Below are 8,142 nucleotides of genomic sequence, written 5' to 3'. Positions count from 1 at the left end.
GTATAAATATACGATTTTCAAATATATAATATCAATTAGATACAAATTGACCATCTAATTTTTAGATCATCCTCTATATCTGGTTGATATTTTCTCGTTTGATGTTTTATTCATTTGTGTCGACAAATCTTGACTCCTCCAAGACTTTATTTGGTGTATGAATTACAGCCATTATGAACAATGTGATACTACAAATATGATAAGCTGAAGGAGTTTTTCTACGAAAAATTCTCTTGTGGTATATTCATAATCATGTTGTTAAAACAATTAAACAAGTCTAAGCGAGAAGGAAACTCCTACTAATTATTAAAAGCAAGATTTTAGTTATCATCGTTGTTTCGTAACATCACTACATATTATAGAACTTTAAATCTACTTAGTGATGCTACACTTATTTTATCACCAGGTTTTGGAGTTGAGTCAAAATAATCTCGGGATAATACAGGAGTTTTATGAGTAATCTATTAAATACAGTCAAAAAAATGTACTTATTGCACGGACTATTTTACAAAAACATTTTAATAAACAATATAACATTTTAATAAACAATGTATTTATTCTTCTTCAATATAACAAGTCCTGATAGGTAACAGTTATTGCATCCGGTTAACTTGAATTTTTGAATTAATTTTATATTCGGAAAGGGTTGAAATGGAAAAAAGTTTGAGAAAATCTGGGATTGACATTGTTGGAGAGGTGCCCTGGGGAACACATTTCTGTCAATTTTACCAGACAAAACAGGATTTGATTGATATACTGGTTCCCTACTTCAAAGCAGGGCTGGAAAATAATGAATTTTGTATGTGGGTTACATCAGAGCCTATGGAAGTGGAAGAGGCAAAAGAAGCTCTTAGAAAGGATATTCCTGGGATTGATGTTTATCTGGAAAAAGGGCAGATTGAGATTATTCCTTACACTTACTGGTATGTCAAAGAGGGGATCTTCGATTCGCAGAGAGTGCTTAATGGTTGGATTGATAAACTCAATAGAGCTCTTGCTGACGGCTACAATGGTTTAAGGTTGAGTGGAAACACTTTCTGGCTGGAAAAAACAGACTGGAACAGTTTTGTTGATTATGAAGAAGAGATAGATAGCATCATTGGCAACTATTCCATGATAGCCCTGTGCACATATTGCCTCGCGAAATGCAGTGCAACCGAAATTATTGATGTAGTTACCAACCATCAATTTGCCCTGGTTAAAAAAGAAGAGAAATGGGTGCAAATTGAGAGTTCCAGGCGCAAAAGGGAAGAAGAAAAAGTTTTTCAAGCCACACAGCACTGGGAATCTACCTTTGATTCCATGCCGGACCTGATAGCCATACTTGACAATGAATATCATATTGTTCGTGCAAACAAGGCAATGGCGTCAAGATTGGGGTTAAAACCGGAAGAGTGTATAGGGTTAACCTGCTATCGTACTGTGCACGGGACAGCCGAACATCCCTCTTTTTGTCCGCACAGACTGTTGCTTGAGGATGGGCTTGAACATACTGCGGAGATTTGCGAGAAATGTCTGGGTGGTTATTTCATAGTAAGTGTCTCACCACTTCATGACTCCAGAGGAAAAATTATCGGGAGTGTACATGTTGCCCGTGATATTAACGAACGGAAACAGGCTGAAGAAGCTCTGATAAAGAGTGAAAATGAATTCCGGACGCTGGCAGAAAATTCTCCTGACATAATTGCTCGCTTCGACATAAAAAATCGCCATATGTATGTAAATCCTGCAGCTGTCGAAGTTTATGGCTATTCTCAGAAAGTAACCATAGGAAAAAATCACTGTGAACTGGGAAAAGACTCTGAACTGGTAAAATTCTGGGAACAACATCATCAGAGCGTTTTTGCCACAGGAAAACCCGGAACAATGGAATTCCAGTACAGATCGCCTCAAGGAAAAGAATACTATTTTAATACAAGAATAGTACCTGAGTTTGTTAACGGTAAAGTGGCTTCCGTTCTTGCAATCTCTCGTGATATAACAGACATAAAAGAAGCTGAAGCCAGGTTAAAAGAAACTCTTGATAATTTAGAAGAATTAGTCGAAGAAAGGACATCCGAAGTTGAAATGGCTTATAATTCTTTGAAAGAGAGCGAAAGGAGTCTTTCTGAAGCTCAGAGGATGGCACATCTTGGAAACTGGGACTGGAATATTGTAACTAATGAGTTATACTGGTCTGATGAAGTTTATCGTATCTTTGGGCGCATCCCTCAGGAGTTCGGGGCAACTTACGATACGTTTCTTGAATATATACATCCAGAAGATAGAGATTATGTAAATCGGGCCGTTAAAGAAGTTTTTAACGGAAAAAACTATAGTATTAATCACCGAATTATCTTATCCAGTGGAGAAGAGCGTATAGTACACGAACAAGCTGAAGTTGTTTTTAATGAGGAAGGTATTCCTGTTCGGATGAAAGGAACAGTTCAGGATATTACCGAGCAAAAAATGGCTGAAAAATCCTTAGAGCTGGCCAACGTATATAATCGCAGTCTCATTGAGGCCAGTATAGATCCCTTTGTAACTATCGGGCCGGACGGCAAAATTACTGATGTAAATAATTCAACCGAATTTGTTACGGGTTATTCACGTAAGGAGTTAATTGGGACTGATTTTTCGGATTATTTTACCAGGCCTGAGAAAGCAAGAGAAGGGTATCAGCATGTGTTCCAGAAAGGGCTGGTGCGAAATTATCCACTGAAAATTCGGCATAAAAACGGACAGATAACGCCTGTATTATATAATGCATCGGTTTATAGGGATGAAATTGGAGAAGTTATTGGAGTTTTTGCAGCTGCCCGTGATATTAGTGAGCAGAAAAAGGCTGAAGAAAAGATACTGATACTGGCGAGTGCTGTCGAGTCATCGGATGATGCCATTATAACAAAATCGCTTGATGGCACTATTACCAGCTGGAACAAAGGTGCAGAGCAGATATATGGTTATCTCGCCGAAGAGATTATTGGAAAAGATATCTCAATACTTGAACCAGATCATCTTAAAGGAGAGATAAAATGGTTAGTTAAGATCATTCAAGAGGAAGAGAGAGTCCAGCGCTATGAAACGTCACGGTTGAGAAAAGATCGTAAATTAATAAATGTTTCAGTAACTCTTTCTCCGGTCCTGGATGTTTCTGGGCAACTTATAGCTGTTTCCATTATTGTAAGAGATATTACTGAGCAAAAAAAAGCCGAAGAAGCTTTGAGGTTATCAAGCATTTATAATCGTAGTCTGATAGAAGCAAGTCTAGACCCTCTGGTTACTATTGGCCCTGATGGAAAGATAACCGATGTAAATAAAGCTACAGAACTGATTACAGGTTATTCTCGTAAGGAGTTAATTGAGACCGATTTTTCAGACTATTTCACCGAGCCTGAGAAAGCTAGAGAAGGATATCAACATGTCTTCAGGGAAGGTCTGGTCCTGGACTATGAACTTGAAATTCAGCACAGAAATGGTCACATAACTCCTGTTTTGTATAATGCTTCAATTTATAAAGACGAAGCAGGTGAGGTTATTGGAGTTTTTGCAGCTGCCCGTGATATCACCGAACGGAAAAAGGCAGAAGAGTTGTTAAAACTTAAATTAGAGGAGCTTGCTCGCTCAAACGCGGAGCTGGAACAATTTGCCTACATATCATCGCACGACTTGCAGGAACCCTTGAGAATGATAGCAAGTTATTTACAGCTTTTACAAAGAAAATATCAGGGAAATCTTGACGAGAAGGCTGATAAATATATCTATTTTGCTGTGGATGGTGCTTCCCGTATGCAAAATCTGATAAATGATCTTCTGGAATTTTCTCGAGTAACTACAAGAGCCAGCGAATTCGAGCCTACAGATTTACAATCTATTCTGGATCAGGTGTTACTTGATTTGGAGGTATCCATAAAAGAAAGCGACGCCAGTATATCTTATGGTTCATTACCTGTAGTAATGGCAGATTCCGTCCAGTTTACTCAGCTGTTCCAGAACCTTATAAGCAACGCTGTAAAATTCCACAGTGAAAAAGTCCCGAAAATTGAGATTTCTGCCAAAAAAGAGACTGATCAATGGTTATTTTCAGTAAAGGATAATGGAATTGGAATTGACCCTAAATATTCTGAGAGAATTTTTGAAGTTTTTAAAAGACTTAACAAAAGAGAAGAATATCCAGGAACAGGGATAGGGCTTTCAATTTGCAAAAAAATAGTAGAAAGACATGGAGGACGGATTTGGGTAGAATCCGATCCAGGTAAAGGTTCGACTTTTTACTTCACTTTACCAGTAACTTCTATAAATGTCTTATGACAATGACTCAGTACCAAAATCTAGTGATGGATGTAAAATTCAAAATCACTAGATTTTGTAAATGGTCACCATCCGTGTAATACAACTTAATGATTCAAGTCTTTAGATAGCGAATATTGATTTTGATAAAAACTGGATTCTTCTTGCTAATTCAGATTTTCTATCAAAAATGCAAAAATCACTGGATTTTGGAACAGAGTCATGACAATGACTTTACTATAAATGACTTTACTATAAATTTCATAATACTTACCTTACCGTGAAATCCTGATAACGACTATACCCTAAAAGAAGTTCGATCTTTATAAGTTTGGTTCATATTCGACAACTAGTGTCATGAAAATTTAGTTATTGGTAATCTAATGAGCTCAAAATCGTTGTATACTGATGAGAAACTACCAAGATTATGCTCAATAATTAAATTGCCAAGACACTAGTCTCGTGAAAGCTCAAAATTTTTGACATATAACAGGATGGTCATATAAATGAGAACTCGAATAGCATTTAAACCGGTAGAGATTCTTGTAGTAGAAGACAGTAAAGGCGATATTGGACTGATAGAAGAAGGGTTCGAAGATGCAAAAATCGGGAACATCCTTCATATTGTAGAGGATGGAGAAGAAGCAATAGCTTTTTTACGCGGTGAAGGACAGTTTTCAGGCTCTCCGCGTCCGGATATAATACTTCTGGATTTAAATTTGCCAAAAAAAGACGGGCGCGAGGTTCTTGAGGAAGTAAAAGGCGATGATGAACTTAAAAACATACCTATTGTGGTTTTAACCACTTCGAAAGCTGAGGAGGACATCCTGAGATCTTATAATCTTCATGCCAATGCATATATAACTAAACCTGTTGATTTTGACCAGTTTCTGGACGTAGTTAGATCCATAGAAAACTTCTGGCTTGAAATTGTAAAGTTACCATCGAAGTAAGACCCGAATTACCTGGATAGGACGGTTTGACTATGAATAAAAAAGTAAAAATCTTGCTTTTTGAGGACAATCCTGGGGATGCAGGTTTAATTGAAGAGATGCTCGAAGAGTTCGCTGACTTTCAATACGAATTTAAAACCGTTCAGACCCTGAATGAAGGTTTGAGCCTTCTTAAAAAGAATCGACTTGATATAATATTATCTGACCTGGGATTGCCAGATAGTTATGGCATTGATACCTTTCTTGAAATTCATGCAAGGAACTCACGAATTCCCATTATAATTCTAACGGGGATGAATGATGAGAAAATAGGAGTCGAGGCTGTAAAGAAAGGCGCTCAGGATTATCTGGTCAAAGGGCAGGTAGATGGCAGATTATTGAGACGTTCTATCCAGTACTCCATTGAGCGTAAAAAAGCAGAGGAAAGAGTTCAGAACTTAGCGAATATAGTGGAATCTTCAAATGATGCTATTGTAACTCGGTCTCTTGACGGTTTTATTACTAGCTGGAACCTGGGGGCAGAACAAATCTATGGGTATCCAGCAGAAGAGGTTTTGGGGAAGCCTGCAACAGTCTTAATACCTTGCTCATTGAAGAATGAAATACAAAAACTGACTGAGATGATAAAACAGGGAGAAAAGATTCACCAGTATGAGACTTCACGGTTAAGAAAAGACGGTAAGGTTATCGATGTCTCAATGACTCTTTCTCCGGTTTTCGATATATCTGGAGAGCTTATGGCTATCTCGGTTATTGCCAGAGATATAACTGAGAGTAAAAAAGCCGAAGAAAGGCTTCATAAAAGTGAGGAAAGGTATAGGATCGTTACGGAACAGACAGGACAGCTAATATATGAGCACGATATGGAAGAAAACAAAATATACTGGGCAGGTACCATAGAGGAGATTACAGGATATGCTCAGGAAGAACTGCTGAACACTGGCATTGAATTATGGATAAACAATGTTCACCCTGAAGATCAGAAGAAAGTCTGGAATCAAAAGATAAAAGGTTGCGGCCAGAACGTAAAGAACACTGAAAATAAGAGAAACTTCCACCTGGAGTATCGTTTTAGAAGGAAGGACGGAGAATATATCCATATTGAAGATCATGGGGTCTGTCTTCAAAAGGGAAATTATCTTACAAATAAAGTCCTCGGAATAATGAAAGATATCACAGAGCGTAAACGGACAGAAGAAGCTCTACGAAGGTCTGAGGAGCGCTTTCGCCTCGCTCTGAGAGGCTCAAGAATCGTTATGTTCAGTCAGGATCTCGAACTGAGGTATACATGGGTCTACAACCCTGCACCTGGCTTTAAAATCGAGGACGTCCTGGGTAGGCGTGACTACGATATATACCAGCTAGAAGATGCCGAAATATTTACTGCTATCAAGCGTCAGGTCTTAGCTAGCGGTGTCGGCCGGCGTGATGAGGTCGTCACCCATAGGCCGGCTTCTGCTGGTGGTAACATGGTCCACGACATGACAACCGAGCCATTGTGCGATTCTATAGGAACTATCATCGGAGTTATTTGTGTAGCAATGGATATTACTGAGAAAAAAGAGGCTGAAAGCTTCCTGAAAAAAATTGAAGAAGCCCGTAAAAAGGAAATTCATCATAGAATAAAAAATAATCTGCAGGTAATCTCGTCTCTGCTCGACCTGCAGGCTGAAAAATTTGCTGGTAATGAGATTTATGATACTTCAAAGGTGCTTGCAGCTTTCAGGGACAGCCAGAACAGAGTTATCTCTATGGCTTTAATCCATGAAGAACTGTATGGGTCAAAAGAAGTCAGTATTCTTAATTTCGCAACTTACTTGCAAAAGCTGACTGAGGAGCTCTTCAGATGTTATAACGTTGGAGCTTCAGGGACCGAAATGGTTCTGGAAATAGAGGAGAATATTTTCTTTGATATGGACACTGCAGTTCCGTTAGGAATGATTGTCAATGAACTGGTTTCAAATTCCCTCAAACATGCATTCCCAGGTGGAAAAACAGGAAAAGTTCAGATAAAGCTTTCCAGGGAAATAAGTGAAAAGTTTGGACATAGCGAAATCGAAGACAGTAACGAGGCACGTAAAGGTGCCAGTTATATACTGATCGTCTCAGATAACGGAGTAGGTATACCTGAAAGCATCAGTCTGGAAGACTCCGATACCCTTGGAATACAACTGGTAACTATCCTGGTAGACCAGTTAGACGGAGAACTTGACTTGAATAGGACATCTGGAGCTGAATTCACTATAAAAATCAAAGTGGCGGAGAATAAGTAAAAAGAACATAAAAGGTAAGATTGAGGATGAACAGGGAACTATAAGATTTTAGCTCATATGATTTTAGTTCATATGATTTTGTCTCATATGATTTTAGCTCATAAAGATTTTAGCTCATAAAGATTTCAGTTAATCGATATTTTTTTGAGAGTTTCTTTAATATTATCTTTATATACACCGCCATGATAACAGACGATTTTGTCAATATCATAATCAAGGAGCGTTTTTATAGATTTCTTCGCCTGATCCATATCAAGAGTAGCCGTTGGGTGTGAAATAACAAGTTCACCGTCTTGAAGGAACAAAGCATCACCTGCAATCAAGGTTTTAGATTCATGCAAGTACAAGCAGATATGACCATGAGCCTGTTCCAAAACCAATATAATGCCAGAATAGGAGTTATAATATTGGTGGTATAGTAGATTAGATAATGTTTTGGGATAGGCTTGATAAAAAGGAAAATTGAGTACGACTACGTTACCTTATTGAGTTCTTGAATACAGTTAGAACTCTCAGTATTATTACAAAAATCAAAAAGGAGTATGGAATACTTGAGTAAGATAAGAAGTATGATTTTCTATATAAAAAATATGTTACTATTCAGGTAGCCTTTTTAGGGCTACACAATTTTTCCTCTTTTCGAGGAA

4 protein-coding genes are annotated in these 8,142 nt (G+C 38.0%); 3 read left to right on the top strand and 1 reads right to left on the bottom strand.

Annotation, left to right across the window (positions count from 1 at the left end; all coding sequences use genetic code 11):
• The first annotated feature begins 651 nt into the window (after window positions 1-651).
• The 3 genes from ASJ81_RS06615 (at window position 652) to ASJ81_RS06605 (ending at window position 7,495) form a co-directional block, all read left to right on the top strand.
• Window positions 652-4,290 carry a PAS domain S-box protein gene (locus tag ASJ81_RS06615; RefSeq protein ID WP_095643796.1) on the top strand — a complete coding sequence of 1,213 codons (3,639 nt, stop codon included), beginning with the start codon at window positions 652-654 and terminating at the stop codon, window positions 4,288-4,290.
• A gap of 485 nt (window positions 4,291-4,775) precedes the next feature.
• Window positions 4,776-5,222: a response regulator gene (locus ASJ81_RS06610; RefSeq protein ID WP_048106183.1), complete on the top strand. Its 447-nt coding sequence runs from the start codon at window positions 4,776-4,778 to the stop codon at window positions 5,220-5,222.
• A gap of 32 nt (window positions 5,223-5,254) precedes the next feature.
• The gene (locus tag ASJ81_RS06605; RefSeq protein ID WP_095643795.1) at window positions 5,255-7,495 is read left to right on the top strand and encodes a PAS domain S-box protein; all 2,241 of its coding nucleotides are present in this window, start codon (window positions 5,255-5,257) and stop codon (window positions 7,493-7,495) included.
• 125 nt (window positions 7,496-7,620) lie between these two features.
• Here ASJ81_RS06605 and ASJ81_RS06600 read toward each other — a convergent pair whose 3' ends face one another.
• The gene (locus ASJ81_RS06600; protein WP_095643794.1) at window positions 7,621-7,875 is read right to left on the bottom strand and encodes an MBL fold metallo-hydrolase; all 255 of its coding nucleotides are present in this window, start codon (window positions 7,873-7,875) and stop codon (window positions 7,621-7,623) included.
• Window positions 7,876-8,142 lie beyond the last annotated feature (267 nt).

The organism is Methanosarcina spelaei (assembly GCF_002287235.1).
GTDB lineage: Archaea > Halobacteriota > Methanosarcinia > Methanosarcinales > Methanosarcinaceae > Methanosarcina > Methanosarcina spelaei.
This window is presented reverse-complemented; position numbering and strand designations above follow the sequence as displayed.

Excerpts from the sequence above, each read along its gene's own strand:
- ASJ81_RS06615 (WP_095643796.1), top strand. The coding sequence starts at position 652 with ATGGAAAAAAGTTTGAGAAAATCTGGGATTGACATTGTTGGAGAGGTG.
- ASJ81_RS06610 (WP_048106183.1), top strand. The coding sequence starts at position 4,776 with ATGAGAACTCGAATAGCATTTAAACCGGTAGAGATTCTTGTAGTAGAA.
- ASJ81_RS06605 (WP_095643795.1), top strand. The coding sequence starts at position 5,255 with ATGAATAAAAAAGTAAAAATCTTGCTTTTTGAGGACAATCCTGGGGAT.